Annotated in this window: 26 protein-coding genes; 6 read left to right on the forward strand and 20 right to left on the reverse strand. The window is 47.5% G+C overall.

Annotation, left to right across the window (positions count from 1 at the left end; genetic code table 11):
• Positions 1–43: 43 nt before the first annotated feature.
• Positions 44–970 (reverse strand): ribonuclease Z, encoded by a 927-nt coding sequence (rnz, locus tag G9F50_RS05965; protein WP_015240167.1) that lies wholly within the window; start codon positions 968–970, stop codon positions 44–46.
• Between the two features lie 208 nt (positions 971–1,178).
• Here rnz and zwf point away from each other — a divergent pair, with 208 nt between their 5' ends.
• Complete coding sequence (gene zwf / locus G9F50_RS05970; RefSeq protein ID WP_045208191.1) at positions 1,179–2,648, forward strand: glucose-6-phosphate dehydrogenase; 1,470 nt, start codon at positions 1,179–1,181, stop codon at positions 2,646–2,648.
• Between the two features lie 89 nt (positions 2,649–2,737).
• Here zwf and gndA read toward each other — a convergent pair whose 3' ends face one another.
• Together gndA and G9F50_RS05980 are read right to left on the reverse strand one after the other, a co-directional pair.
• The gene (gene gndA, locus G9F50_RS05975) at positions 2,738–4,147 is read right to left on the reverse strand and encodes an NADP-dependent phosphogluconate dehydrogenase (RefSeq protein ID WP_007408395.1); all 1,410 of its coding nucleotides are present in this window, start codon (positions 4,145–4,147) and stop codon (positions 2,738–2,740) included.
• A gap of 108 nt (positions 4,148–4,255) precedes the next feature.
• Entirely contained in the window at positions 4,256–5,500 is a 1,245-nt protein-coding gene (locus G9F50_RS05980; protein WP_060562589.1) for a DNA polymerase IV, read from the reverse strand.
• A gap of 75 nt (positions 5,501–5,575) precedes the next feature.
• On the opposite strand from G9F50_RS05980, the gene G9F50_RS05985 reads away from it, so the two are divergent.
• On the forward strand, positions 5,576–5,857 hold the full coding sequence (locus G9F50_RS05985) for a hypothetical protein (RefSeq protein WP_039254558.1): 282 nt from the start codon (positions 5,576–5,578) through the stop codon (positions 5,855–5,857).
• A 32-nt stretch (positions 5,858–5,889) separates the two neighbouring features.
• Entirely contained in the window at positions 5,890–6,726 is an 837-nt protein-coding gene (locus G9F50_RS05990; protein WP_007408393.1) for a membrane protein insertase YidC, read from the forward strand.
• A 113-nt stretch (positions 6,727–6,839) separates the two neighbouring features.
• Here the strand turns inward: G9F50_RS05990 and G9F50_RS05995 are convergent, their stop codons facing one another.
• From G9F50_RS05995 to mce, 3 genes are read right to left on the reverse strand one after another with little or no spacing between them, the layout of a single operon-like run.
• Positions 6,840–7,955 carry a tripeptidase T gene (locus tag G9F50_RS05995; protein ID WP_003153237.1) on the reverse strand — a complete coding sequence of 372 codons (1,116 nt, stop codon included), beginning with the start codon at positions 7,953–7,955 and terminating at the stop codon, positions 6,840–6,842.
• Between the two features lie 16 nt (positions 7,956–7,971).
• Complete coding sequence (locus tag G9F50_RS06000; protein ID WP_060562590.1) at positions 7,972–9,495, reverse strand: acyl-CoA carboxylase subunit beta; 1,524 nt, start codon at positions 9,493–9,495, stop codon at positions 7,972–7,974.
• A complete protein-coding gene (gene mce / locus G9F50_RS06005) occupies positions 9,482–9,910 on the reverse strand; it encodes a methylmalonyl-CoA epimerase (RefSeq protein ID WP_015240172.1) in 429 nt (142 codons plus the stop codon). Before mce ends, G9F50_RS06000 begins: the two co-directional genes overlap by 14 nt.
• Before the next feature lie 93 nt (positions 9,911–10,003).
• On the opposite strand from mce, the gene prli42 reads away from it, so the two are divergent.
• Positions 10,004–10,099 (forward strand): stressosome-associated protein Prli42, encoded by a 96-nt coding sequence (gene prli42 / locus G9F50_RS06010; protein ID WP_007408390.1) that lies wholly within the window; start codon positions 10,004–10,006, stop codon positions 10,097–10,099.
• Between the two features lie 13 nt (positions 10,100–10,112).
• Here the strand turns inward: prli42 and G9F50_RS06015 are convergent, their stop codons facing one another.
• The 6 genes from G9F50_RS06015 to brxB all read right to left on the reverse strand — a co-directional run bounded on the left by G9F50_RS06015 (position 10,113) and on the right by brxB (position 14,629).
• Positions 10,113–10,643: a L,D-transpeptidase gene (locus G9F50_RS06015; RefSeq protein ID WP_003153233.1), complete on the reverse strand. Its 531-nt coding sequence runs from the start codon at positions 10,641–10,643 to the stop codon at positions 10,113–10,115.
• 69 nt (positions 10,644–10,712) lie between these two features.
• The gene (locus G9F50_RS06020; RefSeq protein WP_007408388.1) at positions 10,713–11,666 is read right to left on the reverse strand and encodes an aromatic acid exporter family protein; all 954 of its coding nucleotides are present in this window, start codon (positions 11,664–11,666) and stop codon (positions 10,713–10,715) included.
• A 76-nt stretch (positions 11,667–11,742) separates the two neighbouring features.
• Positions 11,743–12,465 (reverse strand): arginine ABC transporter ATP-binding protein ArtM, encoded by a 723-nt coding sequence (gene artM, locus G9F50_RS06025; protein WP_059368145.1) that lies wholly within the window; start codon positions 12,463–12,465, stop codon positions 11,743–11,745.
• Entirely contained in the window at positions 12,458–13,117 is a 660-nt protein-coding gene (gene artQ, locus G9F50_RS06030; protein ID WP_003153227.1) for an arginine ABC transporter permease ArtQ, read from the reverse strand. Before artQ ends, artM begins: the two co-directional genes overlap by 8 nt.
• Positions 13,118–13,178: 61 nt before the next feature.
• Positions 13,179–13,946, reverse strand: coding sequence for an arginine ABC transporter substrate-binding protein ArtP (gene artP, locus G9F50_RS06035; RefSeq protein ID WP_060562591.1), 768 nt, complete (start codon positions 13,944–13,946; stop codon positions 13,179–13,181).
• A 245-nt stretch (positions 13,947–14,191) separates the two neighbouring features.
• Positions 14,192–14,629: a bacilliredoxin BrxB gene (gene brxB / locus G9F50_RS06040; RefSeq protein ID WP_003153223.1), complete on the reverse strand. Its 438-nt coding sequence runs from the start codon at positions 14,627–14,629 to the stop codon at positions 14,192–14,194.
• Positions 14,630–14,806: 177 nt separating this feature from the next.
• Between brxB and G9F50_RS06045 the strand changes: the two genes are divergently transcribed.
• Positions 14,807–15,703 (forward strand): YegS/Rv2252/BmrU family lipid kinase, encoded by an 897-nt coding sequence (locus tag G9F50_RS06045; RefSeq protein ID WP_060562592.1) that lies wholly within the window; start codon positions 14,807–14,809, stop codon positions 15,701–15,703.
• 43 nt (positions 15,704–15,746) lie between these two features.
• Here G9F50_RS06045 and G9F50_RS06050 read toward each other — a convergent pair whose 3' ends face one another.
• The 8 genes from G9F50_RS06050 to G9F50_RS06085 all read right to left on the reverse strand — a co-directional run bounded on the left by G9F50_RS06050 (position 15,747) and on the right by G9F50_RS06085 (position 25,779).
• Positions 15,747–17,009 (reverse strand): dihydrolipoamide acetyltransferase family protein, encoded by a 1,263-nt coding sequence (locus G9F50_RS06050; protein ID WP_060562593.1) that lies wholly within the window; start codon positions 17,007–17,009, stop codon positions 15,747–15,749.
• 21 nt (positions 17,010–17,030) lie between these two features.
• The gene (gene bfmBAB, locus G9F50_RS06055) at positions 17,031–18,014 is read right to left on the reverse strand and encodes a 3-methyl-2-oxobutanoate dehydrogenase subunit beta (RefSeq protein WP_060562594.1); all 984 of its coding nucleotides are present in this window, start codon (positions 18,012–18,014) and stop codon (positions 17,031–17,033) included.
• 12 nt (positions 18,015–18,026) lie between these two features.
• Positions 18,027–19,019: a thiamine pyrophosphate-dependent dehydrogenase E1 component subunit alpha gene (locus G9F50_RS06060; protein WP_007408383.1), complete on the reverse strand. Its 993-nt coding sequence runs from the start codon at positions 19,017–19,019 to the stop codon at positions 18,027–18,029.
• A gap of 22 nt (positions 19,020–19,041) precedes the next feature.
• On the reverse strand, positions 19,042–20,463 hold the full coding sequence (gene lpdA, locus G9F50_RS06065) for a dihydrolipoyl dehydrogenase (RefSeq protein ID WP_060562595.1): 1,422 nt from the start codon (positions 20,461–20,463) through the stop codon (positions 19,042–19,044).
• On the reverse strand, positions 20,453–21,568 hold the full coding sequence (gene buk / locus G9F50_RS06070; RefSeq protein ID WP_094032254.1) for a butyrate kinase: 1,116 nt from the start codon (positions 21,566–21,568) through the stop codon (positions 20,453–20,455). The genes lpdA and buk overlap by 11 nt, the downstream gene beginning before the upstream one ends.
• Before the next feature lie 17 nt (positions 21,569–21,585).
• Positions 21,586–22,680 (reverse strand): branched-chain amino acid dehydrogenase, encoded by a 1,095-nt coding sequence (gene bcd / locus G9F50_RS06075; protein WP_003153209.1) that lies wholly within the window; start codon positions 22,678–22,680, stop codon positions 21,586–21,588.
• Between the two features lie 13 nt (positions 22,681–22,693).
• On the reverse strand, positions 22,694–23,587 hold the full coding sequence (gene yqiS / locus G9F50_RS06080) for a phosphate butyryltransferase (protein WP_060562596.1): 894 nt from the start codon (positions 23,585–23,587) through the stop codon (positions 22,694–22,696).
• A 122-nt stretch (positions 23,588–23,709) separates the two neighbouring features.
• A complete protein-coding gene (locus G9F50_RS06085) occupies positions 23,710–25,779 on the reverse strand; it encodes a sigma-54 interaction domain-containing protein (protein WP_007408379.1) in 2,070 nt (689 codons plus the stop codon).
• A gap of 152 nt (positions 25,780–25,931) precedes the next feature.
• Between G9F50_RS06085 and G9F50_RS06090 the strand changes: the two genes are divergently transcribed.
• Entirely contained in the window at positions 25,932–26,174 is a 243-nt protein-coding gene (locus G9F50_RS06090; protein WP_007408378.1) for a DUF2627 domain-containing protein, read from the forward strand.
• Positions 26,175–26,177: the final 3 nt, after the last annotated feature.

A 26,177-nucleotide genomic window follows, 5' to 3' on the forward strand; every position in this document is an offset into this window, starting at 1 on the left:
TTTTATTATATCTCACCAGAAATAAATGTCAAGCGTCCATTTTTTAAGACCGCTCCACAGTGACCTCCATGAAGTCAAATGCGATCTTACTGTTTTCAAATACCGCTTTCGCCTCATGTTCGAGGCGCTCTATCGGCGATTCACCCTGATACCTTGCGCTGATATGAGTTAAGATCAGCCGTTTGGCGCCTGCTTTTTTTGCCGTTTGCGCAGCCTGTTCTGTCGTCGCGTGATAATAATTATGTGCGAGCTTTGCATCTTCCTTGGCAAACGTCGCTTCATGAACAAGCACATCCGCATTGCGCGCCAGCTCCGTTACCCGCTCTGATACCCTCGTATCCCCGGAAAAAGCGACGATTCTCCCTTTTTTCGGGGGTTCCAGAAAATCCCTCCCGTTAATGATTCTGCCATCGTCAAGTGTGACCGTTTCGCCTTTTTTGATTTTCTGATAGACGGGTCCGGGCGGGATATTCATTTCTTTCAATCTGCCGGCCTGCAATGCGCCGGGAATATCCTTTTCCTGAACCCGGTAGCCGAACGCTTCCACGCCGTGAATGACGGATGCTGCGGTAACAATGAATTGCTCATCTTCAAAAACCGTCCCCTCTTCGATTTCATGTACGGTAAGAGGATACGTCAGATGAGTCGCCGTCACGTTCAGGCTTGTTTCGATAAAGGCTTTAATGCCTTTTGGCCCGTAAATCGTCAGCTCTTCTTCACCGCCCTGAAATGAACGGCTCCCCAACAGACCCGGAAGCCCGTAAACATGGTCGCCGTGAAGGTGGGTGATGAAAATCTTCTCAATTTTCCTCGGTTTGATTGTTGTATGTAATATCTGATGCTGAGTGGCTTCTCCGCAATCAAACAGCCATACGGAACGCCTTTCTTCAAGAAGCTTCAGCGCGACGGACGTTACGTTTCTCGTCTTTGCCGGCATGCCGGCCCCCGTCCCTAAAAATAATAATTCCACAATGCTTCCTCCTAGATCTTTGTACTACTAAGGATACAGGATCAGGCTGAAAATGTGAATTCACCCGGGCCTTCTCCGGCCTGAATAATTTTTTTCCGCAAACCGCAAAAAACAGGCTGAAATGTTTGCTTTCAACGAATTTTAGATTTAAAATGAAGGAAATATGCGGGGTTTTAAACCATGCTTCAGATAAAGTGAGGTACTCTAAGTGAAAACAAACGACAAACCAAAAGCAGTAATTGTAATATTTGGTGCCACAGGGGATTTGGCAAAACGAAAACTTTACCCATCCATTCACCGTTTATATAAAAATGGTCAAATTGGTGAAGAGTTTGCAGTTGTAGGTGTTGGAAGAAGACCTTGGTCAAACGAGGACCTCCGGGAAACCGTTAAAACGTCTGTTTCTTCTGCCGGGCAAAAAGACATAGACGATTTCACATCTCATTTTTATTACCATCCGTTTGATGTAACGAATCCGGGTTCCTATCAGGAGCTGAATGTCCTGCTTGATCAGCTTGAACATACATATGAAATCCCGAACAACAGAATGTTTTACTTGGCGATGGCTCCTGAGTTTTTCGGCACGATCGCAAAATCACTTAAAAACGAAGGTGTCACAGCGACAAATGGCTGGTCCCGTCTCGTCATTGAAAAACCGTTCGGCCATGACCTGCCGAGTGCGAAAGAGCTTAACAAAGAAATACGCGAAGCTTTCACGGAAGATCAAATTTACCGGATCGACCATTACTTAGGCAAACAAATGGTTCAAAATATCGAAGTCATTCGGTTTGCGAATGCGCTGTTTGAGCCGCTGTGGAATAACCGCTACATCTCAAACATCCAGATTACGTCAAGTGAGGATCTCGGCGTTGAGGATCGTGCAAGATATTATGAGAAATCAGGCGCACTCCGTGATATGGTTCAAAACCATATTTTACAAATGGTCGCTCTCTTGGCGATGGAACCGCCGATTAAACTGAACACGGAAGAAATCCGCAGCGAAAAAGTGAAGGTGCTGAGGGCTCTCCGCCCTGTCGCCCCAAACGAAGTGAGCGACTACTTCGTCCGCGGACAATACCAAGCGGGAACGATTGACGGAAACGCTGTACCGAGCTATACAGATGAACAAAATGTAGCACCGGATTCCAATACGGAAACATTCGTGTCCGGTAAGCTGTTAATCGATAACTTCCGCTGGGCCGGCGTTCCGTTTTATATCCGCACAGGGAAACGGATGAAAGAAAAATCAACGAAAATCGTCGTTCAATTTAAAGACATTCCGATGAACCTTTATTACGGCAATGAAACGAATGTAAATCCGAACCTGCTTGTCATCCATATTCAGCCGGATGAAGGCATTACACTATATCTGAATGCTAAAAAATTAGGCGGAGCCGCTCATGCTCAGCCGATTAAGCTGGATTACTGCAGCAACTGCAGTGACGAAATGAACACACCGGAAGCCTATGAAAAATTAATCCATGACTGTCTGCTCGGTGATGCGACAAACTTTGCCCATTGGGACGAAGTGGCGCTTTCATGGAATTTCGTCGATGCGATTTCCGAAACGTGGGCAGCCGACAAAACCCTTTCTCCGAATTATGAAGCCGGGTCAATGGGACCGAAAGCTTCGGACGATCTTCTTGAAAAAGACGGTCTCCACTGGTGGAATATATAAGAAAACATCAAAAACCGCGGCGCCGTTCATGACGGCCCGCGGTTTTTAATATTAGAAAAGCCCCCGCAATAACTGCGGGGGCTTCTTCATTACTTCATCCATTCAGTATGGAAAATGCCTTCTTTATCTGTGCGTTCATACGTATGCGCGCCGAAGTAATCACGCTGCGCTTGAATCAAGTTTGCAGGAAGCACTGCCGTACGGTAGCTGTCGTAATACGCAAGTGCGCTTGAGAACGAAGGTACCGGCACGCCTTGAGCTACGGCAAGTGAAATCACTTGGCGAAGGGCGCCTTGGTAGCTTTCTGCAATGTTTTTGAAGTAGCTGTCTAACAGCAGGTTGTCAAGCTCCGGTTCACGGTCATATGCGTCTTTGATCTTTTGCAGGAACGCCGCGCGGATGATACAGCCGCCGCGGAAGATCATCGCGATTTCACCGTATTTCAGATCCCAGTTATACTCTTCAGACGCGGCTTTCATTTGGGCGAAGCCTTGTGCGTAAGAACAGATTTTACTCATGAAGAGCGCTTTTCTGACCGCTTCAATCAGCTCTTCTTTATTTTCAGTGACCGGCTTAACGTCTGGTCCGGACAGAAGGCTGCTTGCTTTCACACGCTCTTCTTTCATTGCGGAAATGAAACGCGCAAAAACAGATTCAGTGATAATCGGAAGCGGCACGCCTAAGTCAAGAGCGCTTTGGCTTGTCCATTTACCCGTTCCTTTTTGGCCTGCTTTATCAAGGATCACGTCAACAAGCGGTTTGCCCGTTTCTTCATCTTTTTTAGTGAAAATGTCAGCCGTGATTTCGATCAGATAGCTGTCAAGCTCTCCTTTGTTCCACTCAGCGAATACTTCGTGAAGCTCTTCGGCAGACAATCCGAGCACCTGTTTCAAAATGAAATATGACTCAGAGATCAGCTGCATGTCACCGTATTCGATACCGTTGTGCACCATTTTTACATAGTGCCCCGCTCCGTCCGGGCCGATGTATGTCGTACAAGCTTCTCCGTCCACTTTAGCAGAAATGGCTTCTAGAATCGGTTTCACGAGTTCGTGCGCTTCCTTTTGGCCGCCCGGCATAATAGAAGGCCCTTTCAGCGCTCCCTCTTCACCGCCTGATACACCCGTTCCGATAAAGTGAATGCCGCTTTCGGCAAGCTCTTTGTTCCGGCGCTGTGTATCTTTATAGTATGTATTTCCGCCGTCAATCAAAATATCGTCTTTTTCCAGATGAGGAAGAAGAGATTGAATCGTCGCATCCGTTGCAGTTCCCGCTTTAACCATTAATAAAATTTTACGGGGTGTTTCAAGAGACTGGACAAACTCCTCAATGCTGTATGTACCGACAACATTTTTGCCTTTTGCCTCTTCTAAAAACTCTTCCGTTTTGCTGCTTGATCTGTTGTATACAGACACAGAAAATCCCCGGCTTTCGATGTTAAGAGCCAGATTTTTACCCATTACCGCAAGACCGATAACTCCGATTTGTTGTTTTGACATATTCTAACGTCCCTTCTTCAAACGTTTAACCATTTTAAAATTTAAATTAAAATAAAATGATATTTATACTAAAGAAATTATCATACATAACCCCTTTTTTCAAGTTATTCACCTTTTCTTTTCATCCTGAAAAAAGTCTCTGTTAAAGCTCGTTCCCCTTGTTTTGCTTTCTTCTTTTTTTATAACAGCGCCTTTTCTGATCAGGTTTTGGCCGTACTTTTCATTCAGCTCGTTCATCATCTGAAAAATCGGCTCATCCTTTGCGTCCTCCTTGAATGAAAACAGATCAAGCTGTTTATACGCCTGCTGTTTTTCAACCAGTTCCGTTCCGGTGATGCCGAGAAGCCTTACCGGATTTTGGTTCCAGTGCTTGTCAAACAGTTCCATCGCCGCTTCCATGATGTCTTTTTTCTGATCAGCCGGATTGCTGAGGGTCATGCTTCTTGTGACCGTTTTCCAATCCGCATACCGAATCATGATGAACAGCCGGCAGGCCATGACCTCCTTACGCTGGAGCCGTTCGCTCACAGACAGCGCGAGCCGGTCAAACACGCCCGTTAATTCATCCCAGTCAGCCGAATCATGCGACAGGGTGGATGAGTTGCCGACGCTTTTAAATTCATATATCCGCTCGGGATTGACTTCTGCAGGATGGATGCCGTTCGCTTTATCCTTCAGCCTCGGGCCGTTTATGCCGAGAAGCGTTTTCAGCGCATGTTCATCTCCCTTTGCCAAATCACCGATCGTTTTGATGCCGAGCGTTTTTATTTTTTCCGCAGTTTTCGTTCCTATACCGTGCATCTCTTCAATCGGAAGAGGCCATAAGACTTCAGGCAGCTCTCTTTTTCTTAAAATGGTGATGCCGAGCGGTTTTTTCATGTCAGAAGCCATTTTAGCGAGAAATTTATTCGGGGCGATGCCGATGCTTGACGGAAGCAAAAGCTCTTTTTGGAGTCTCGCCTGAATGTCTTCGGCTGTCTCATACGCCCTGTGGCTGTGCGGTGTGTCCGTAATATCCATGTATCCTTCATCAATAGAAACAGGCTCGACTAAATCCGTATACTCCCTCAGAATGCTGAACATTTCTTTTGACGAACTCCGATAGCGGTCAAAATTCGGAGGCACGACGATGAGTTCCGGACAGAGGCGTTTTGCCCGCCACACCGGCATGGTGGTCTTTACGCCCCGCGCTCTCGCTTCATAGCTGCAGGTGACGATGATTCCTTTCCGTTCCTTCACGTTTCCGGCAACGGCGATAGGTTTTCCTCTTAAAGACGGATCATACGCCATTTCTACGGAGGCATAAAAACTGTTCATATCGATATGAAATATAATTCTCCCTTTTCCGGCCACTCCCGGCGCCTCCTTTCCTTTCATAGACAACCTTATATATATGTAGTAAAATAAGAGCTGAATGGATGTGATAAAATGATTCTTGAGTCAATGAATGACTTTTTATTTTTAGTCGATTTTTTCACAATTATTCTTCCCGCTCTGACCGCGATCGGCATCGCTTTTCTTTTGCGTGAGCGCCGCGCAGGCGAGCATTGGAGAACGAAACGAATAGATGAACATCAAGCAGTCGTTCAGCTGAACCGAACAGACTTTCTTATTATTATATATCATCGCATTACAACTTGGATACGTAAAGTCATCCGCATGAATTCACCGGCGAATGATGATGAAGATGTCAGATTCCTCCTTTTATAACGGCAAGTGAAGATAAAAAGGAGGAGACATAATTGTCTAAAACATATCAAAAATGGATCGCATTCGGATTGTTTTTTATCGTACTGTGCACAGGCCGCTCGGCTTTTGCGGCGACATCTCAGACTCAGACGGGAGGCCTCGGGAATATCGGTTTTTTCCACGATTACCTGATCGAGCCGTTTTCGGCACTTTTAAAAGGTGTGGCGGGCCTGTTCCACGGTGAGTACGGATTGTCGATTATTCTGGTGACGATTATCGTCCGGATCGTTGTATTGCCTTTGTTTGTGAACCAATTTAAGAAACAGCGGGTGTTCCAGGAAAAAATGGCTGTGATCAAACCGCAGGTCGACAGCATTCAGGCTAAAATGAAACAAACGAAAGATGCGGAGAAACAAAAAGAACTGCAAATGGAAATGATGAAGCTTTACCGTGAGCACAATCTGAATCCGATGGCAATGGGATGTCTTCCGATGCTGGTGCAATTCCCGATTTTGATCGGTTTTTATTACGCCATCCGCTCAACGCCGGAAATCGCTTCACACTCATTTCTGTGGTTCAGCTTAGGGCATTCTGATATTCTTGTATCACTGTGCGCGGGGGCCATGTATTTCTTACAGGCTTATATTTCCCAAAAATTAAACGAGAAATATTCACCGGCTGCTCAAAATCCGGCCGCAATGCAGTCAGCAAAAATCATGGTCTTTATTTTCCCTGTCATGATGACCGTTTTTTCACTTAACGTACCGGCTGCGCTGCCGCTTTACTGGTTTACAAGCGGACTGTTTTTGACAGTGCAGAATGTACTTTTACAGCAGACGCATCATAAAAAGAAACAAGCTGCGGCTCAGGCGGAGCCCGCCAAATCATAATACTGAAACCCTGCCGGAACCTATCCGGCAGGGTTTTTTCTTGTATCTGCAAGGCTTTAAGCCAATTATCATGAAGAATGAAAAAAGCACCCAATCAACTGGGTGCTTCGTTTTTAATTGGCCGCTGTTTCGATAATGGCAACGACCATTTCCGCCGTTTTGACGAGCTCTTCAATCGGCATTTTTTCATTTTTCGTATGGATTTGTTCATAACCAACTGACAGGTTGACTGTCGGAATGCCGTGGCCGGCAATGACGTTTGCGTCACTTCCTCCGCCGCTTGTCTGAAGTTCGCTCGGCCGGCCGATTTTTGCCGCCGCTTTTTTCGCGACTTCCACAACCTGATCGCCGTCCTGATATTTGAAACCCGGATACATGACCGCGATGTCCACTTCCGCGCGGCCTCCCATCTCAGCTGCAGCAGATTCGAAAGCTTCTTTCATTTTCTGCACTTGCGCTTCCATTTTTTCAGGCACTAATGAACGCGCTTCAGCCAGAATATCAACCTGGTCGCAGACGATATTGGTTTGCGTGCCGCCTTCGAAACGTCCGATATTAGCCGTTGTTTCTTTATCAATACGGCCGAGCGGCATTTTAGAGATAGCTTTTGACGCGATTGTAATCGCGGAGATGCCTTTTTCCGGTTCTACCCCCGCATGAGCCGTTTTCCCGAAAATGGTTGCTCTCACTTTCGCTTGTGTTGGCGCGGCTACAATAATGTTGCCGACTTTTCCGTCTGAATCAAGCGCAAAACCGTATTTCGCGGTAATGTCTGAACGATCCATTGCTTTTGCCCCGACTAATCCCGATTCTTCTCCGGCCGTGATAATGAATTCAATGGTGCCGTGCTCGATGTTTTGTTCTTTCAGCACTTTAATGGCTTCAAACATTGCGGCAAGTCCCGTCTTATCATCAGCGCCGAGAATCGTCGTGCCGTCGGATTTTACATAGCCGTCTTCCACAATCGGCTTAACGCCTTTGCCCGGGACAACCGTGTCCATGTGCGATGTGAAATAAATCGTATCCGCATCTTTTGTGCCCTTTAACGTACAGATTAAGTTGCCGGCTCCATGCCCCGTCACTTCTTTTGTATCATCTTCTTTTACGCTCAATCCTAAATCAGTGAATTTTTGTTTGAGCACCTTGCTGATTTCCGCTTCATGTTTTGTCTCTGAATCAATTTGAACGAGTTCAAGAAATTCTTCAAGCAGACGTTTTTCGTTTACCATTTTCAGTTCCCTCCGTTTAAAGCGGTATATTACCGTGCTTTTTTTTCGGTCTTTCCTCTTCCTTATGCGCAAGCATGTCAAATGCCTGAATCAATTTTTTCCTCGAGTCTTCCGGCCGGATGATATCATCCACCATTCCGCAGGCCGCTGCTTTATACGGACCGGCGTTTTCCTTTTCGTATATGGCTTTTTTTTCGCGCTTCGTTTTCTCCGGGTCGTCAGAAGCCTGTATGTCTCTGCTGTATAAAATCGACGCCGCGCCTTCCGCTCCCATCACGGCGATTTCCGCATTGGGCCAGGCGAATACAAGATCTGCCCCGAGCCCTTTCGAATTCATGGCGACATAGGCGCCTCCGTAAGCTTTTCTGATGATGAGCGTCACTTTCGGCACCGCCGCTTCGGCAAAAGCATACAGCAATTTTGCTCCGTGACGGATGATTCCCGCATGTTCCTGCTGAAAGCCCGGAAGAAATCCAGGAACATCAGCGATCGTCAATAGCGGAATATGAAACGCGTCGCAAAAACGGATGAATCTCGACGCTTTGTCAGCGGCATCAATCGTGAGGCTCCCCGCCAAGTGTTTCGGCTGGTTTGCGACAACACCGACTGTACGCCGTCCGAGTTTCAGAAAACCGACAGCAATGTTTTTGGCAAAATACGGCTGAATGTCAAAAAACGTTCCGTCATCCGCCAGCTCTTTTATTACCTGTAACATATCGTAAGGTTTCGAACTGTCCGCGGGAACGAGGGTGTTTAATAACGGTCTGGCGTCTTCCTTTTTAACGGGCAATGCCGTCTGTCCGCCGTGCGGGAGATAAGAAAGCAGGGTTTTCACAGCGGAAAGAGCCTCTTTTTCCGTTCGTGCGGAATAGTGGGCATTTCCGCTTATCACATTATGTATTCCCGCACCGCCTAAACTTTCCGCGTCAATCTGTTCACCCGTCACCTGTTCAATGACTTTCGGGCCTGTAATAAACATGTGCGACGTATGCTCCGCCATAATCACAAAATCCGTCAATGCGGGTGAATAAACAGCACCGCCGGCACACGGCCCAAGGATGACAGAGATTTGCGGAATCACTCCCGAGTAAAGGACGTTGCGCCTAAAGATATGACCGTATCCATTTAATGATACCACACCCTCTTGAATTCTCGCACCACCTGAGTCGTTCAGCCCGATGATCGGAGTTTTATTTTTCGCCGCCAGATCCATTACCGCCGCGATTTTTTCCGCATGTGTCTCGCCGAGCGTCCCGCCGAGTACGGTAAAGTCATGGGCAAACAAATACACGGGCCGTCCGTCAATTGTGCCGTATCCGGTAACAACGCCGTCTCCCGGAGCATTCTGGCATCCGGGCATGCGGCTTTTGGCAAACGGCTGCAGCTCTGAAAAACTGTCTTCGTCCAATAAATAGTCAATTCTTTCTCTTGCCGTCAGCTTGCCTTTTTTGTGCTGTTTTTCATTTTTTTCCGCTCCGCCGCCGTTTGTTAAAAAGGAACGTCTTTCATTTAAGTGTCTGATATGATCACTCATGCTCATCTTGAGTTTCTCCTTTTTCAATTGTTTCACAAAGCTCAATCAGGACCCCGTTCGCCTCTTTTGGAGAGAGAAATGCGATCTTCTTCCCGCCCGCTCCGTTTTGCGGTTCATGATGGATCAAAGTCATGCGGCATGCTTCAAGCTCCTTGATCGTTTCCTTCATATCGGCGCAGCGGAATGCCAAATGATGCAGCCCTTCGCCTCTTTTCTGTAAAAAAGAGCTGACGGGAGACGCGTCCGACAGCGGCTCAATCAGCTCAAGCTTTGTGCCTCCCGCTTCTAAAAAAGCAACTCTCACATTTTGGCCGCTTACCAGCTCGTCTCCCATATACGTAAGCCCGAGCATCCGTTCGTAAAATCCTCTCGCGGCTTCAATAGAGCTGACGGCAATGCCGACATGATCAAGTTTTTTCATAGCGCGGCCACCTGCTTTCCGCCATAGGATATGGCTTGTTCATACAAGCAAAACACGTTAAAATGATAGACAGTAATCTTAAGGAGTGAAACAATGTCTCAAAAATTTATGAAAAGCGCCGTCATCGTCATTTTGGGCGTATTTATACTTTCAACCCTCCTCTCAGGCATTATGATGTATTTGCGGTAAAAAAGCAGGCGCCTCATTGCAAGGGGGTTTCCTGCTTTTTTATGAGGGCTTTCCGCTCTATTGCAATGTCCTCGAATGAGCGGTTTTCTTTTGTAATCAATACTTTCGTTCCGGGAGGAATAATCCGGAAAATACGGATGACATCCCGGTTTTTCATACGGATACAGCCGTTTGATACAAACCCCCCGATCAGCTCTTCTCTGTTTGTTCCGTGAATGCCGTATATCCTGCCGTCGGTACCTTTCGCGTCAAAACCGATCCAGCGGACGCCGAGCGGGTTTTCCGGCGCGCCTCCCTCTACATTTTTCTTCCGGTAATACGGATTGACGGCTTTGACCGTTACCGTAAATTCTCCTTCAGGCGTCAAATCATCCGTTTTTCCCGTCGCCACCTGATAAATGCCTTCTATTCGGTTATCCTTCACAACAGCAAGCGCATTTGTGGCTTTATTGACGATAATATAAGGGTCACCCGGCAAAGGGTTCGCGCCAAGCGGCCAAAGCGGAGACAGCAGCAGGGCGGCTGACAATAAAAAAAATCGCATGGGCTCCCCTCCTTTTTTCATTAGAATGACCAATGAAAGGAGGACTCATGCGATTGATCCATATGTTTTTTACAGCTTGATGCCTTTGAAATAACTTTTAATCACGAGATATTGTTCCATCTCACCGAGGAGGTGGAACAAAGCCGCCCGCGCTTCAAACTCCTCGCGCGTTGCCGGGAGCGGCATTTCTTCAAATTCCGTTCTCATTTCTGCAAGTCTTTTTAAAAATTTATGAGCGGTATTGCCGGGATGAATGGCTTCCCTTAATTCATGGATGAAATGGGCGATTATTTTGCCCTGCTCCACCGTTATTGAAATAGAGGTAATCTTCGGCAGCAGCCGTTCAATGATTTCAAATTGTTTCTGTCTCATCTTAAAATAATGATAGTAAAGATTTTCATGGCGCAAAATATGATTCTGAACGTCCCGATAGGCGAGGTTTTTCGCCTCTTGAATCATCTGATGCGTCTCCGGTATTTCCTTCCCCGACCAATCTTGCTCACCAGTTAACAAATACCGTTCGATTTCGGCGAAGATGACGGAAAAGTTGTCCTCGATTTTTTTCCGGTACGCCGCGAGTTTTCTGTCGAGGCTCGGCATATACAGATTCATTAACAGCGCGACGCCGATACCTACGGTGATCAGCTGGAACTCATTCCAGATAAACGCCATCGTAATGCCGCCGGACATATATAAATGAAGAATGATTACTGAGCTGGTGACGATCCCTTCGTTTATTTTTAAAACGACTGTAGTCGGAATGAAGAGCACCAGCAATATTCCGATCGCAAACGGATAATAGCCGATCAGCCCGAAAAAGACATATGAGAAGACGATCGCCAATAAACAGGCGGCAAATCGGGCCCACGAGGCCTGAAGCGACCGCTTTTGCGTAATCTGGATGCACAATATGGTGATGATTCCTGCGGATGCGAAGTTTTGCAGATGCAACAGCTGGGCTAAATAAATGGCCAGCGCCGTTCCAAGTGCGGTCTTTAGTGTGCGGTAACCGATTTTAAACATTGCTTGCTCCATTCTGTTTGTTTCTTTCTCAAAAAAAAGAAGAAGAGCATTCTTCTTCTTTTCTTACAGTTATATTTTATAATATTTTTTCTAAAAAGTCCTGTGCTCTTTTTGACTTCGGAGAAAGAAAAAATTCTTCCGGCTGCCCGTCTTCCACGATCGTCCCTTCATCCATGAATAATACGCGGTCTGCGACTTCTTTGGCAAATCCCATTTCGTGCGTTACGATCACCATCGTCATGCCCGTCTGCGCGAGCTCTTTCATCACCTCAAGAACTTCTTTGACCATTTCCGGGTCAAGAGCCGAGGTCGGTTCATCAAACAGCATGATGTCAGGATTCATGGCAAGCGCACGCGCGATGGCGACCCGCTGCTTCTGTCCGCCTGACAAACGGTTCGGATAGTCGTTCTGTTTGTCAAGCAGTCCGACTTTTTCAAGGAGGGCGCACGCCTTTTCCTCCGCCTCCTTTTTAGACTCTTTCTTCACGCTGACTGGCGCGTATGTGATATTTTCAAGCACCGTTTTATGAGGAAACAAATGAAAATGCTGAAATACCATGCCGATATTTTCCCGCACTTTCAGTTTATTCGTTTTAGCTGCGGTAATTTCATTTTCTTTAATGGCAATCGTTCCGCCGCTCGGGGTTTCCAGCAGATTTAAGCAGCGCAGAAACGTTGATTTGCCGGAACCGGAAGGGCCGATGACAGCGACGACTTCCCCTTCTTCGATCTGTGTTGAAATGTTTTTCAGTACTTCATGTTTCCCGAATGATTTTGACAGGTTGTCGACCTTAATCATTGGCTTTCAGCTTCCTTTCTACGCCTTTTCCGATGAATGCTAAGATCAAAACGAGCACGTAATAGATTAAGCCCGCCACAATAAGAGGTTCTAAATAGTTGTATGTTGCGGCGCCGGACTGGTAGGCCCGTCTCATAATGTCGCCAAGACCGATAACTGTGACGATCGCCGATTCTTTCGTTAAGGTGATTAATTCGTTAATAATAGCCGGAGAAATGTTTTTAAACGCCTGCGGCAGCAGCAGATCTTTCATCATTTTTCCGTACGGCACGCCGAGAGCGACGGCGGCCTCTTTTTGTCCTTTGTCAATTGCGTTGATTCCCGCTCTGATAATTTCAGAGACGTAAGCGGCTGAATTGAGCGATAATGCAGTGACCGCCGCCCAAAATTGATCGATCTGAAAGCCCAGAAGCTGCGGCATACCGAAATAGATGATCATCAGCTGCAGCACGAGCGGCGTGCCGCGGAATATCGAAGTATAAAAATCCGCAATCCATTTCAGCGGACTGATCGTGCTGATTTTAAATAAGCTGAGCACGATGCCTAATACAAGACCGATGACCGCCGAAACGAGCACAATTTTCAATGTGACCGCAAGGCCTTCCAATATAAAAGGAATTTGGGGGATTGTCGCTGAGAAATCCAAATTCATACGTGTGATCTCCTTTGTCTTTATTCAAGATAAAAAGCTCAACGAAAAGTTGAGCTTTCTTTTATTTCTCGTTGGTGAACCATTTTTTCTTCAGTTTTTCGATTTCTCCGTTTTTCTCCATTTCTTTCAGCGCTTTGTTGAACTTCGCTGTCAGATCACTGTCTTTGCGGAACGCAATCGCGGAACCCGATTCCTCTGATTTCGCATCTGCTGACGCAAAGCCCTGCAGATCTTGATTTGAACTGAAATAGCCTTGTGCTACGATGTCTTCGATAATCGCGGCATCAAAACGCCCGGATTTGATCTCTTCGGTTAAGTCTGAGATCCGGTTGCGGTCTTCGAGCTGAAAACCGTATTTCGAAGCGAGCTTCTTGCCTTTTTCCTCTTGAATGGAGCCGAGCTGAACACCGACGGTTTTGCCTTTCAGATCATTCAAGGATTTCATGCTGCTTCCCTTTTTCGTAACGATCATATTGTTAGCAGTATAATAAATATCAGAAAAATCAACTTGCTTTTTCCGTTCCGGCGTAGGTGTCATTCCAGATAAAATCATATCTACCTGCTTGGACTTCAAGGCTGTAATCAGGCTGTTGAAGTCCATGTCCTGCACCTCAACGTCATAGCCGGTCTTTTTGCCCAGAGCTTTTGCCAGATCAACGTCAAACCCGGTGATCTGATCGCCGTCTTTATATTCAAATGGTTTATAGTCAGCCGATGTACCCATAATCAGCTTGTTCTTTCCGCCCTCTGAGCCTGAATTGCCTGATCCGCAAGCGGACAGCGCAAAGGTGATACATGCGGCAGCTAATACCAACAGCCATTTCTTCATGATTCATTTCCCCCATATCTACTGATCTCTTAAATTTGAATATTTATTCGTTAACTTGTATTTTAAACACTTTTTAATTGTGATGCAATACTATTTTTGAAAAATATATTTTCCTTTCTGTGTTTATTATAGTCATTGTTTTTCAGGTTAGTGACAGCTGAACGCCGATGTATATATATTTATATTTATACATATGCCATATAAAAAAAACCCCCAAGCGCTTGGCTCCGGGGTTTTTCTTTCACTTATACTTCTTCACAATATTCTTCAAATGCTTCCTGCAGTTTTGTGACGACGGCCATCGGCTCATGGCCTTCAATTTCATGGCGTTCCACCATTTTCATGATTTTCCCGTCTTTTAAAATGGCAAATGACGGAGAGGACGGCGGATAGCCTTCAAAGTATTCTCTCGCTTTGGCTGTCGCTTCTTTATCCTGTCCGGCAAATACCGTCACAAGCTGATCCGGGCGTTTATCGTAATGTACGGAATGGTACGCGGCAGGCCGTGCAATACCGCCTGCGCATCCGCACACAGAGTTAACCATAACGAGTGTGGTTCCTTTTTTCGAAAGCGCTTCGTCCACTTCCTCAGCGGTTTTCAGCTCTGTATACCCGGCGGCCGTGATTTCCTGGCGGGCTTGACGCACGACATCATTCATAAATAAATTAAAATCCATATTCAACTGGGACCTCTCCTTTTTGATCATCTCTTCTTATGATAGCAAGGAACCTCCCTATCGGCAAATGACACCGCTCATATCCAATTGTTTTTGTCCCTTTTATGTACCCGATGTAAGTTTATGACCTTTTAAAAACGGGAAACTTGTTAAAGAGATTGTCTGAAATAAAGGAGCAGTCGTATGAGCCAACGGAAAGCAGTATTAATTTATAACGGAAACGCCGGTCAAAAACAGATTGATAAAACGCTCGGCACGGTCGTCCCCATTTTGGCCCAGTCAGCTGACGAACTTTTGATTAAACCGACCAAACATCAGGATGATGCCCGTCAGTATTGTGAAAATCTCGACAGTTCAGTTGACTATTTATATATTTTAGGCGGAGACGGCACTGTGCATCAATGCATCAACAGCATCAGCAAACTTGATCACAGGCCCGCTGTCGGCATTTTGCCGGGAGGAACGTGCAACGATTTCTCACGGGCGCTCGGCATCCCGCAAAACCTTCAAAAGGCCGCTGAAGCGCTCGCGTCCGGACATAAACGAATGATTGACGTCTGTAAAACGGATGACGGCTATTTTCTGAACTTTTGGGGCATCGGATTGATCACCGAAGCATCAAGCCATATCAATGAAACTGAAAAAGCATGGCTCGGTAAAATCAGCTACTTCACGAGCGCCTTGCGAACGATGACAAGCGCGAACCCGTTCCCTGTCAAATTGACGATTGACGGCGAGGTGAAAGAAGACGAAGCCGTAATGGTGCTTGTCATGAACGGGCATTATATCGGGACAAACCGAGTTCCCCTGCCTGATGCCAGCCTCCGGGACGGCTTAGCCGATGTGTTAATCTGCCGCAACACAAGCCTTGCCGCGTTGCGGGAGCTGATGACGATGGAGCAGGGTTCATTTGATGATTTCAAAGGGGAGCTGTCCTATATTCAGGCCTCCAGGATTGAAATCGAAACCGGACGTGAAATGGACGCGGATACAGATGGCGAGGTATACGGAACAACGCCTTGTACGATCGAAGTGAAAAAACATCATCTCACTATGCTTGTTCCCGAGGATTCACAATGAAAGTAAAAAAACTCCTTTTGCCGCCCGGGCAAAAGGAGTTTTTTTAATAGACTGAAGTATTTTCGTCAATGTTTTCTAAGATTTCTTTGACGCGTCCGAGGAATCGGCCGCACACGAGCCCGTCGAGCACTCTGTGATCTAAAGACAGGCAAAGATTAACCATATCACGAACGGCAATCATCCCGTTATTCATGACAACCGGACGTTTGACGATAGATTCTACCTGAAGAATCGCCGCCTGCGGATGGTTGATAATGCCCATAGATTGAACTGAGCCGAAAGATCCCGTGTTATTGACGGTAAATGTGCCGCCCTGCATATCTTCCGCGGTAAGTTTTCCGTTTCTCACTTTTTTCGCAAGGTCCGTTATTTCTCTGGCTATGCCTTTAATCGTTTTTTCATCAGCATGCTTAATAACCGGAACAAACAGCGAATCTTCCGTGGCAACGGCAATAGAGATGTTGATGTCTTTCTTTTGGACGATTTTGTCTCCCGCCCACATGCTGTTCATCTGCGGGAACTCTTTGAGAGCCTGCGCCGCCGCTTTTACAAAGAAAGCGAAAAATGTTAAATTGAAGCCTTCTTTCTGTTTAAATGAGTCTTTTATGCTGTTTCTGTACGCCGTCATGTTCGTGACGTCGACTTCCATCATCGTCCAGGCGTGCGGAATTTCTGTTTTGCTTTTATGCATATTGGCGGCGATGGCTTTTCTGACGCCTGTAACCGGAATCTCAATATCACCGGCTGACAGAGCTGGCACCGGCGCTTGTTTTTGCTGTTGTTTCGGCGCTTGTTGCGTTGTTTGAACGGCAGCCGGCGCCGGTGCTTCCGACTTCTGCTGCATTCCCGAATCAATGATCTTTTGAATGTCTTTTCGCGTAATTCTTCCGCCTGCACCCGTTCCTTCAACTTCTTCAAGCTGAATGCCGTGTTCTCCTGCTAATCTGAGCACGGCCGGTGAATAACGCGCTTTATTTGACTGATCTTTACCTTGACGGTTTGCATCGGTGTCTGAAGGGGTATTCTGCTCTTCTTCCCGCTTCGGCGCCTCTTCGGTTTCCGTTTCTTCCGTTTCAATTTTGCAGATGATCTCGCCGACTGTAAGAGTCTGGCCTTCTTCTCCTACAAGTTCTGTAATCGTACCGGTAAAAGAAGACGGCACCTCCGCATTCACTTTATCCGTCATGACCTCCGCAATGGGGTCATATTTATTCACTTGATCACCGGGGGATACCAGCCACTTGCTGATCGTCCCTTCCGTCACGCTCTCTCCGAGCTGAGGCATAGCCATTTGTTCAATCGCCATGTCAAAAACCTCCTTACGTCTTTAAAACTCCGCTAATTCTCTCATCGCGGCTTCTGCTTTGTCAGGATTCATCATGAAGTATTTTTCCATTGTCGGCGCATAAGGCATTGCCGGAACGTCAGGACCTGCAAGCCGCTTGATCGGCGCGTCTAAATCAAATAAGCAGTTTTCAGAAATAATGGCGGCGACCTCGCTCATAATACCGCCTTCTTTCGTATCTTCTGTGATCAGCAATACTTTTCCCGTTTTAGACGCGGCTTCAATGATGGCTTCTTTATCTAACGGATAAACCGTACGCAAATCTAATACGTGTGCGGAAATTCCGTCTTTTTCAAGGCGCTCGGCAGCCTGCAAAGCAAAATGGACGCATAATCCGTACGTAATGACAGTAATGTCGCTGCCTTCGCGTTTTACATCCGCCTTTCCGATCGGAAGGACGTAATCATCCGCAGGGACTTCGCCTTTAATCAGGCGGTACGCCCTCTTATGTTCGAAAAACAGCACCGGATCTTCGTCACGGACTGCAGCTTTCAACAGCCCTTTTGCGTCATAAGGAGTTGAAGGCATGACAATTTTAAGGCCCGGCTGGTTGGCAAAAATGGCCTCCACAGATTGGGAATGATACAACGCGCCGTGCACGCCGCCGCCGTAAGGCGCTCTGATGACCATCGGACAGCTCCAATCATTGTTTGAACGGTAGCGTATTTTTGCCGCTTCTGAAATGATTTGGTTGACCGCAGGCAGAATGAAATCGGCAAACTGCATCTCGGCAATCGGGCGCATGCCGTACATCGCGGCGCCGATCCCGACACCGGCAATCGCTGATTCAGCAAGCGGCGTATCCATCACCCGCTCTTCTCCAAACTGTTCATAGAGACCCGCCGTTGCTTTAAACACGCCGCCTTTTCTCCCGACGTCTTCCCCGAGAACAAAAACGCGCGAATCTCTTTCCATTTCTTCTTTCATTGCTGCATTAATACTGTCAATATAAGACATTACAGACATAAGTATTCCTCCCTACTTCGCATAAACGTGATCAAGCGTTGATTCAGGAGATGCGTATGGCGCTTTCTCCGCTTCGTCTGTCGCTTCGTTTACGATAGCCATGATGTCATCCAGCATGGTCTTTTCTTCTTCTTCACCTAGAAGCCCGGCTTCTTGCAAGTATGCTTTGTATAAAAGAAGCGGATCTTGTTTCTTCGCTTCTTCTACTTCTTCGCGTTCTCTGTAGCTGCTGTCGTCGTCATCACTGGAATGCGGCGTCAAACGGTAGGAAACCGTTTCTATTAATGTAGGGCCTTCGCCTTTAGATGCCCGTTCGCGCGCTTCTTTTACGGCCCGGTAAACTTCCAGCAGGTCGTTTCCGTCAACTGTGACTCCCGGCATGCCGTAGCCTGCCGCCCGGTCGGATATTTTCTCGCACGCCACCTGTCTGTCATACGGGACAGAAATGGCATACTTATTGTTTTCACACATGAAAATGACCGGCAGTTTATACACGGCGGCAAAGTTTGCCCCTTCGTGAAAATCCCCCTGGTTGGAAGATCCTTCTCCAAAGGTAACGAAAGAGACGATATCCTTTTTATCCATGCGTCCCGCAAGCGCGATTCCGACTGCATGAGGAACCTGCGTCGTAACAGGGGATGAGCCCGTTACGATTCTGTTTTCCTTTTGCCCGAAGTGGCCCGGCATCTGCCTTCCGCCTGAGTTCGGGTCAGCTGCTTTCGCAAAACCCGACATCATCAAATCCTTTGCAGTCATACCGAATGCAAGCACAACCCCTATATCTCTGTAGTACGGAAGCACATAGTCGGTATCACGGTTTAAGGCATAGGCCGCGCCTACTTGCGCCGCTTCCTGTCCTTGACATGAAACAACGAACGGAATTTTGCCCGAGCGGTTTAAGAGCCACATTCTTTCGTCGATTTTTCTGGCTAACAGCATAGTTCTATACATTTCAACGGCTTCTTCGTCAGAGAGCCCTAATGCTTGATGGCGGTTTGTAGTCATTCAAACCCCTCCTTCTTTCCTTTTAAAAATGAATCGCGTTTCCGTCTGCGGCTAACGCAGCTTCTCCAATCGCTTCTGACAGCGACGGATGCGGATGTATGGACTGGCCGATTTCCCAAGGCGTCGCGTCGAGCACCTTGGCAAGCCCCGCTTCAGAGATCATATCGGTGACGTGCGGGCCGATCATATGAACACCGAGAATATCATCTGTATTCCGATCGGCGACGATTTTGACAAAGCCGTCGCTTTCTCCGTATACAAGAGCCTTTCCGATCGCCATGAACGGAAACTTCCCGATTTTCAGTTCATGCCCTTTTCGAAGAGCTTCCTCTTCTGTCAGACCGACGCTCGCCGCTTCCGGATTTGAATAAATACATTTCGGCACAAGAGCGGCATCAAGCGGAGCCGGATTAAGACCCGCCATATGCTCAACGGCAATGATGCCCTCACGGGAGGCCACATGCGCAAGCTGCAGCCCGCCGACAACATCACCGATCGCATAAATGTGCGATTCCTTCGTCTGCCCGGCTTCGTTCACGATGATAGAACCGTTTTCCGCTTCAATATCCGTGTTTTCAAGCCCGATCCCTTCAATGTTCGGCTGGCGGCCGATGGAAACAAGCATTTGTTCCGCTTGATACGTTTCTTTTTTTCCATTCTTTTCAGCGGCAATTGAAACGCCGTCCGCTTTTTCCAATGTATCCGGAAGCACTTTCGCACCCGTCACGATCTTAATTCCTTTTTTCGTTAACAGTTTTTCCATCTCGCTTGAAATATCACGGTCTTCCGTCGGCAAAATGCGATCCGCATATTCAATCACAGTGATATTGACGCCGAAATCGTTCAGCATGGATGCCCATTCAATTCCGATGACACCGCCGCCGACGATCATCATGGATTGGGGCAGACGTTCAAGCTCTAACGCTTCATCTGATGTCAGAATATATGTACCGTCTGCTTCTAAACCCGGCAGCATTTTCGGCCTTGAACCGGTTGCGATAATCAATTGTTTCGGTATCAGCATGTCGTTTTCTTCACCATTTGCGTATTCAACGGAAACCGTACCGGGAAGAGGTGAGAAGATGGAAGGGCCGAGCATACGTCCGTACCCGTTGAATACATCAATCTTCCCCTTTTTCATCAAGTGGGCGACACCGCCAGCCAGCCGGTCAACGATTCCCTGCTTTCGTTTTTGCACGCTGTCAAAGCGGAGGGAGACACCTTCCGTTTCAATGCCGAATGCTGCCGCTTCCTTTGCGGTTCGGTACACTTCCGCGCTTCTTAACAGCGCTTTACTCGGGATACATCCTTTATGCAGGCATGTTCCGCCGAGCTTTTCTTTTTCTACAACGGCCGTTTTTAAGCCGAGCTGGGCCGCTCTGATGGCGGCTACATAACCGCCCGTGCCGCCGCCCAGAATGACCACATCATACTCAGTCGCCATTTGTTTTCACTCCTTCGCCGATCTGATATTGCTTTGACTGCTCCTCACCGGCTAAAACCCGAAGCGCGCCTTGCGCGAGAGATTGCAGTTCATTTTCTCCCGGGTACACCAGTACATCCGAAATCCAATCTATGTACGATCTGATGGCGGATACGAAACTTTTCCCGTACGCCAATCCGCCCGTCAGGACGATAATGTCTACTTTTCCTTTTAAAACGGCGCTTGCCGCCCCGATTTCTTTTGCTACTTGATAAGCCATGGCGTCATAAATGAGCCTCGCATGCTCATCTCCGGCCTGAATGCGTTTTTCCACCTTCACCGCGTCCGTTGTCCCCAGGTAGCCGGAGAGTCCGCCCGTGCCGACAAGTTTTTTCATCATATCGGCTTTTGAATACTTGCCGGAAAAACACATCTCCACCAAATCACCCGCAGGAACGGTTCCCGCGCGCTCCGGGCTGAAGGGTCCTTCTCCGTGAAGCCCGTTGTTGACATCCGTCACCCGTCCGCAATCATGGACACCGACTGTGGTGCCGCCGCCCATATGAGTGACGATCATCTTCATCTGTTCATACCGTTTGCCGAGGGACGCCGCCGCCTGACGGGCAACAGCTTTTTGATTCAAAGCATGGAAAATGCTTTTCCGCTTGATTTCAGGCATTCCTGATACTTTAGCGAGCGGAGTCATCTCATCCACCACGACCGGATCGACGATATACGCGGGGATATTTAATCCGTCAGCTATTTCCCTGGCAATAATTCCGCCCAGATTAGAAGCATGCTGGCCGTTGTAGCCGTTTTTCAAATCAGTGATCATGGCGTCATTCACTTCATATGTGCCGCCCTCAATCGGTCTGAGCAGGCCGCCCCTGGCACAAACGGCATCGAACTTTGAAATGTTGATGCCCTGTTCGTGTAAAGACTCAAGAATGCTTATTTTTCGAAATTCGTATTGGTCGATGATGCTGTTAAATGTTTTCAGCTCTTCTTCGGGATGCCGCAGCGTCTTTTCAAAGATACAGCGTTCATTGTGAAAGACACCGATTTTCGTTGATGTTGAGCCTGGATTCAGAATGAGAATGCGTTTTTCCTTTTCGAACATTTTCATACCTCCAGATCAAATTCCTATCGTCTGCTTAATATACTTTGGCCGTTTTGCAGAAACTGGCTTCTTGAACGGCGCATGCGCTCAATTCGTTCCTCAGCCAGACGGTCAGCCGCTAAGTATGTCGGAATGCCGTCACGCGCGGAAATATCGAGCACCCTCTCAATGTTTGCATAAATGCCTTCAACCTTTTTCAAAGCCCGCTCAGCATTGTAGCCGTAAAGCTCATCGGCCACATTGATGACGCCGCCTGCATTGATGACATAATCCGGAGCGTACACGATTCCCATTTCATGAATGGTATCGCCGTGACGTGTTTCTTTCAGCTGGTTATTGGCCGCTCCCGCAATGACTTTCGCCTTCAGCTGTTTAATCGTGTCATCGTTAATGACGGCGCCGAGAGCACATGGGGCATAAATATCGCACGCCTGTGAGTAAATGTCGCCGGGATCAACTGCGCGTGCGCCGAAGTCCTCAACGGCACGTTTAACAGATTCTTTATTGATATCCGTTACGATTAAAGAAGCGCCTTCTTCGTGAAGGTGGCGGCATAGATTGTAAGCCACATTTCCCACGCCTTGCACGGCAATTGTTTTACCTTCCAGGGAATCAGTGCCAAACGCCGCTTTCGCTGCGGCTTTCATCCCTTTGTAGACGCCGTACGCCGTAACCGGGGACGGATTTCCTGATGAACCGAATGCCGGAGAAATTCCGGTTACATAGTCTGTTTCATCATGAATGATGTCCATATCTTCAACGGTGGTGCCGACGTCTTCCGCCGTAATATACCTTCCGTTTAAGCCTTGGATGTACCGGCCGAACGCGCGGAACATTTCTTCATTTTTATCTTTGCGCGGGTCTCCGATAATAACGGTTTTCCCGCCGCCTAAGTTTAAACCGGCAGCCGCATTTTTATAAGTCATACCTTTTGCGAGTCTTAGTGCATCTTCAATCGCCGCTTCTTCACTGTCATATGTCCACATTCTTGTTCCGCCGAGTGCGGGGCCGAGCGTCGTATCATGAATCGCGATGATCGCTTTTAATCCGGATTGTTCATCTTGGCAGAATACCAATTGTTCGTAATCATAAGTCTCCATATATTTAAAAATTTCCATAGGTTCGTTCCTCCTACTGTTCTTGTGATGCGCAAAACGCAAGCGCAATTGAATACAGTTTATTTTCTGCGGTATCCGCTCTGCTCGTTAATGCGATCGGCGCTTTTGCACCGGCGATGACGGCAGCAACATTTGCTTTCGCAAAATAAATCATTGACTTATAAAGCATATTTCCGGCCTCGATTGAAGGAACCAAGAGAATATCCGCCTGGCCCGCTACGCTTCCGGAAATTCCTTTTTGCAGCGCAGCCGCTTGAGATACGGCATTATCCAAAGCAAGCGGTCCGTCCGCAATGCAGCCGATAATCTGTCCTCTATTGCACATCTGGACGATCGCAGCCGCGTTCAGCGTCGCCTCCATTTTCGGATTAATCGTTTCAATAGCGGCAAGGACTGCGGCTTTCGGCATAGGATTCCCTACTGAATGTGCGACATGAACCGCATTTTGCAGAATATGCCCGAGCTCTTCAAGAGACGGGGCAATGTTCAGCGCTGAATCAGTCACATACATCAGCCGGTCATAGTCCGGCACCTCAAAAACGGCTACATGTGATAACACCTTTTTTGAACGAAGCCCTTCATGGCGGTTTAAAACCGATTTCAGAAGAGTTGAGCTCGGAAGATTCCCTTTCATTAAAACGGCCGCCTCTTGTTCACGCACTGCGCGCACTGCTTTTGCCGCAGATTCTTCGGGTGAATCGGCGTGGATGATTTCAGCATTGAACTTCGGCTCATTTGCGAGAAGCTCTTTCAGCTTTCTGCTGTCACCCGTCAGTAAAAATCGTGCCGACAAGTGTTCTGCCGCCATTTTGACGGCCTGGATCACTTCTTTATCTGCTGCGTGGGCCACTGCAATGGTTTTTGCGTTTTTTGCCGCGGCTTTTTCAACTAGGTCTCTCAGCTTCATTTTGTACCACCTTCCTTGTGCGAATCCGCTTTTAACAATGCAAGTTCCGTGCCAAATGTGCGGGAGGGTTTATTCCGGCTTTCTTCAAGAAAACATGCAGCTGTTTGCGCTTTCTCTGCAATTTATTGCATGCCGTCATTTGCAAGGCCGTACTTGTCCATTTTGTAGTACAGATTCCGAATGCTGACACCAAGCGCTTTTGCCGTTTTGGTTCGGTTGAATTTATGCTTTTCAAGCGTTTTTTGAATGACGTGCGCTTCAAATTTTTCAACAGCCTGAGACAGCTTTTCCCCTTCCACATCCGGAAAATCACTTTGGGTGCCGTTTTTTTCATTCAGCTCTGATTCAAAAACAGGCAGATGCTGCTGTTCGATCCGTTCCATGTGCGGCTCTAAAAATATCATTGCCCGTCCGAGAACATTTTCAAGCTCCCGTACGTTTCCCGGCCAGCTGTAGGCTGATAAAGCTCGCAGCGCGTTCGGCGTGAGCCCCTTTACATTGCGGCCGTAATCCTGATTGATTTTTTCAATGAGCCGAATGCTCAGCGCTTCAATATCTTCTTTGCGCTGCCGAAGCGGCGGGATTGAGATCGGATAGCGGTTAATCCGGTAATACAGGTCTTCACGGAACGCGCCTTCCGCCATGGCCTTTTCGATGTTGACGTTTGTCGCTGCGATAATTCTGACATTGACAGAAATCGCTTTAGCGCCGCCGACTCTGATAATTTCTTTTTCCTGCAGAACTCTGAGCAGCTTTGCCTGGGTGCTTTGGGTCAGCTCTCCGATTTCATCTAAGAAAATGCTGCCGTTATTCGCTTCCTCAAAAAGTCCTTTTTTGCCCCCGCGCCTCGCACCCGTAAACGCGCCTTCCTCATAGCCGAAAAGCTCGGATTCAAGCAGGGATTCAGACAGGGCCGCACAATTGACCCGGATGAATTTATTGTATTTTCGGTCGCTTTCATTATGGATGGCGTGGGCGAAAAGTTCTTTTCCTGTGCCGGATTCTCCCCGCAGCAGAATCGTCGCCGGCGTTTTCGCCCCGAGCTTCGCCTGTTCAAGGGCGACCAGCATTTGTTCACTCGTGCCGATAATGTCGTCAAACGTGTATTTCGCTTCAAGCGTGCGGATGATCTGGCGCGCCCGATTCAGCTCAGCAGTCAGCGTTTTAATTTCTGACACGTCGTGGATGACGCCGACGCTGCCTTTTAAAATACCGTCCACAATAACGGGGGCAACATTTACGATGACATCCTTTTTATTGGGGCCGACCTTCATCCTCACACCCCGAACGGGCCGCCTTGTCCCCAATACTTTCAGGTGCATGCTTTCCCCTTCTGAGATATCGGTGGAAGCGGGTTTTCCGATGACTTCGCTTTCTGACAGCCCGGTCATTTTTGTATACGCTTTGTTGATTAACATTCCGATGCCGTTTTCATCAACGACGGAAATGGCCTCGTCTGACGATTGAATAATCGCTTCAAGCATGGTGCGGATTTGTTTTAAGTTCGTGACCTCTTCCGCCAGTTCAACTGCGTCGGTGATGTCTTTAAACACGCATAACGCGCCGAGAAGTTTTCCGCCTTCATCAATGATCGGCAGTCTTGTCGTGACAATCTGCAGGTGCTTTCCGAGAAGCTGCTTCTGGTTATATTCCGGCTCTCTCGTTTCCAGAATCCGCGGCAGCTTTGTGTTCGGCACTACATCTTTAATTTGGCGGCCGATGACATCCTCCCGTTTTTGGCCGACCATTTTTTCTGCCATCTGATTAAATAAAATGATCGTTTCGTTGACGTCTATAAAAATCATGCCGTCGTGCGTTGAATTAAAAATCCGGTCATGCTTATACGTCTGCGACTTCAGCATTTGGATAAGCTGCTGTTTTTCCTCCATCAGCTGAAACACCATGTACGCCAATTTTCCCGGCATGACGATGGTTTGTTCTTTTTTCTCATGGAGCAGCTCATCCATGACCGCTTTATCGCCTGTTGTATGAATGATAATATCTATATCTTCAGTTATGTAGGGTTTCCAATCTGATGAGGTTGCAATTCCATATCTCCGGGCTTCTTGCAGCCCTTGCGCCTCCGGATCTTGATCAACCACCGCAATAATCCGGATCAGCTTTGTTTTCATCAAAATCTGTAGGAGCGCCGTGCCTCCTTTACCAGCACCTATAATCAGCACCTTCTGCATCCCGATACCCCTTTATATGAAAAAATTTGCACACCTGTATTTCCCGTTGCAATAATTTGCACAACCCTATGTTACCACGTTTTGATCTCTTGACAAAATATTTTTTCGATTGGACAATAAAGGAAAACATATCGTAAAGGGGTTTTCTGAATATGAGCCGGCTTGTAGCGCTTTTGATTCTGGTCCTCCCCGGCGCTGTCGCGGCGCTCGGCATTAAGCTGATGAGAGATGCATTATTCGGGCATGCGTTTTCCCCGTTTCCGTCCCTTTTTCTTCAGGGGGCGGCCGGATTGGCGTTTTTTTTGTTCGGCCTTTATGTTCTGGCCGGATTTATTCTGTACAGAGATCGGAAACGCAATCAAGTCAGCCCGCGGTTCAGGAAAAAAAAGCTGTAAAAA

Origin of the sequence: Bacillus sp. EKM206B (assembly GCF_011066015.1) — a bacterium.
GTDB lineage: Bacteria > Bacillota > Bacilli > Bacillales > Bacillaceae > Bacillus > Bacillus velezensis.

Bases quoted from the DNA above. Each gene is read 5' to 3' on its own strand.
- lpdA (WP_060562595.1), bottom strand. From the start codon at position 20,463: ATGGCGACTGAGTATGATGTGGTCATTCTGGGCGGCGGCACGGGCGGT.
- artQ (WP_003153227.1), bottom strand. From the start codon at position 13,117: ATGAATTTGGATTTCTCAGCGACAATCCCCCAAATTCCTTTTATATTG.
- G9F50_RS06085 (WP_007408379.1), bottom strand. From the start codon at position 25,779: ATGCAGAAGGTGCTGATTATAGGTGCTGGTAAAGGAGGCACGGCGCTC.
- G9F50_RS06015 (WP_003153233.1), bottom strand. From the start codon at position 10,643: ATGCGATTTTTTTTATTGTCAGCCGCCCTGCTGCTGTCTCCGCTTTGG.
- gndA (WP_007408395.1), bottom strand. From the start codon at position 4,147: ATGTCAAAACAACAAATCGGAGTTATCGGTCTTGCGGTAATGGGTAAA.
- buk (WP_094032254.1), bottom strand. From the start codon at position 21,568: ATGAAAATGTTCGAAAAGGAAAAACGCATTCTCATTCTGAATCCAGGC.
- bfmBAB (WP_060562594.1), bottom strand. From the start codon at position 18,014: ATGTCTGTAATGTCTTATATTGACAGTATTAATGCAGCAATGAAAGAA.
- bcd (WP_003153209.1), bottom strand. From the start codon at position 22,680: ATGGAAATTTTTAAATATATGGAGACTTATGATTACGAACAATTGGTA.
- yqiS (WP_060562596.1), bottom strand. From the start codon at position 23,587: ATGAAGCTGAGAGACCTAGTTGAAAAAGCCGCGGCAAAAAACGCAAAA.
- mce (WP_015240172.1), bottom strand. From the start codon at position 9,910: ATGAAAAAACTTGATCATGTCGGCATTGCCGTCAGCTCTATTGAAGCC.
- prli42 (WP_007408390.1), top strand. From the start codon at position 10,004: ATGTCTCAAAAATTTATGAAAAGCGCCGTCATCGTCATTTTGGGCGTA.
- G9F50_RS06090 (WP_007408378.1), top strand. From the start codon at position 25,932: ATGAGCCGGCTTGTAGCGCTTTTGATTCTGGTCCTCCCCGGCGCTGTC.
- G9F50_RS05985 (WP_039254558.1), top strand. From the start codon at position 5,576: ATGATTCTTGAGTCAATGAATGACTTTTTATTTTTAGTCGATTTTTTC.
- G9F50_RS06000 (WP_060562590.1), bottom strand. From the start codon at position 9,495: ATGAGCATGAGTGATCATATCAGACACTTAAATGAAAGACGTTCCTTT.
- G9F50_RS06020 (WP_007408388.1), bottom strand. From the start codon at position 11,666: ATGTTTAAAATCGGTTACCGCACACTAAAGACCGCACTTGGAACGGCG.
- artM (WP_059368145.1), bottom strand. From the start codon at position 12,465: ATGATTAAGGTCGACAACCTGTCAAAATCATTCGGGAAACATGAAGTA.
- G9F50_RS05995 (WP_003153237.1), bottom strand. From the start codon at position 7,955: ATGGTAAACGAAAAACGTCTGCTTGAAGAATTTCTTGAACTCGTTCAA.
- artP (WP_060562591.1), bottom strand. From the start codon at position 13,946: ATGAAGAAATGGCTGTTGGTATTAGCTGCCGCATGTATCACCTTTGCG.
- G9F50_RS06045 (WP_060562592.1), top strand. From the start codon at position 14,807: ATGAGCCAACGGAAAGCAGTATTAATTTATAACGGAAACGCCGGTCAA.
- G9F50_RS06050 (WP_060562593.1), bottom strand. From the start codon at position 17,009: ATGGCGATTGAACAAATGGCTATGCCTCAGCTCGGAGAGAGCGTGACG.
- G9F50_RS06060 (WP_007408383.1), bottom strand. From the start codon at position 19,019: ATGACTACAAACCGCCATCAAGCATTAGGGCTCTCTGACGAAGAAGCC.